This window comes from Corallococcus aberystwythensis, assembly GCF_003612165.1.
Classification (GTDB): domain Bacteria; phylum Myxococcota; class Myxococcia; order Myxococcales; family Myxococcaceae; genus Corallococcus; species Corallococcus aberystwythensis.
On the sequence record NZ_RAWK01000536.1, the window covers coordinates 1 to 1,234 of the forward strand.

Consider the following 1,234-nt stretch of genomic DNA (forward strand, 5'->3'; position numbering starts at 1 on the left):
CCCCTCCACTGGCCCAGCCCGTCCTGCGCGTCTTCTGCGCCGCGCCGGGCCAGTCGCTGCGCGAGCTGCGCACCGGGACGGCGTGCACCCCGGGCGCCACGCTGGCCTTCGCGGCGGGTGCCCGTCCGCCCTACACCCACGTCGCGGTGCGGGTGCGCGCCGGCGGCCATGACGAGGTCAACGGCCCCTTCGCGCTCAGCGGCAAGGCCGGCGAGGAGCGCCCGCTGGAGCTGACGGTCGCGCTGCCCACGGGCGCCGATATGGCGGAAATCACCGCCACGTTCTCCCAGCACCCGGATGCCACCCTGACGGCCCTGCGTGGCGGGGGGACGGAGGGGGTGGTGGTGCTCAGGCAGGAGGTCCGGGTAAAGGATTCTCCATGAAGAAGCTGGAAGTGCTCCTGGGCGCGGCCCTGCTGGTGGCGGCCCCGGAGGCAGTCGCGGAGACCGTGCGGCGCGCGCTCGTCATTGCCCACAACGGCAGTGATGACCCGGCGCTCGCCCCGCTGCGCTACGCGGACGACGACGGCGTGCTGTGGGCGGAGACGCTCAAGCGGCTGGGCGTGGAGACCACGCTGCTCGTGGATCCGGACGAGCCCACGCGCAAGGGCGGCAGCCTGGTGCTGAAGTCCGCGCAGGTCCCCACGCGCGCGGCGGTGGAGCAGGCCGTGAAGCGGCTGCAGGCGGCGGCGCTCGCGGACCACGCGGCGGGACGCCAGACGGACGTGCTCATCGTCTACGTGGGCCACGGCAACACGGACGACGCGGGCCGCGCCTACTTCACGCTCGCGGACGCGCGCCTGGACCGGACCAGCCTCTACACGGAGGTCGTGGATCCGCTGGGCGCGGACTACGTGCACGTCATCGCGGACGCGTGCCGCGCCTCCGGCGTGCTGGGCAGCCGTGGTGGGACGCCGGACGCGGCGGTGCTGGCGGAGCTGCGCGGGGTGCTCGCGCGCGAACAGCTGGCGTCGCGCCCGCACGTGGGCGCCCTCTTCGCGGAGAGCGAGGACGGGGAGACGCACGAGTGGTCCCGCATCCGCGCGGGCGTCTTCAGCCACGTGGCCCGTTCCGGCCTGCTGGGCGGCGCGGACATCAACGGCGACGGCCAGGTGGAGTACAGCGAGCTGGCCGCGTTCGTGGCCGCGTCGCTGCACGGCGTGAAGGGCATGCCCGCGCGCCTGTCCGTCAACGCCTTCGCGCCCACCGCCGAGCCCCGCCGCCCGCTGGTGGGC

The 1,234-nt window shown here is 74.9% G+C and carries 1 protein-coding gene and 1 pseudogene; both read left to right on the forward strand.

The window, feature by feature from the left end:
- Positions 1 to 383, forward strand: a pseudogene (locus tag D7W81_RS41280) (hypothetical protein); the annotation flags it as partial.
- The coding region (locus tag D7W81_RS41285; RefSeq protein WP_147445844.1) for a caspase family protein at positions 380 to 1,234 on the forward strand (855 nt) is incomplete at its 3' end. The pseudogene D7W81_RS41280 and the gene D7W81_RS41285, both read left to right, overlap by 4 nt.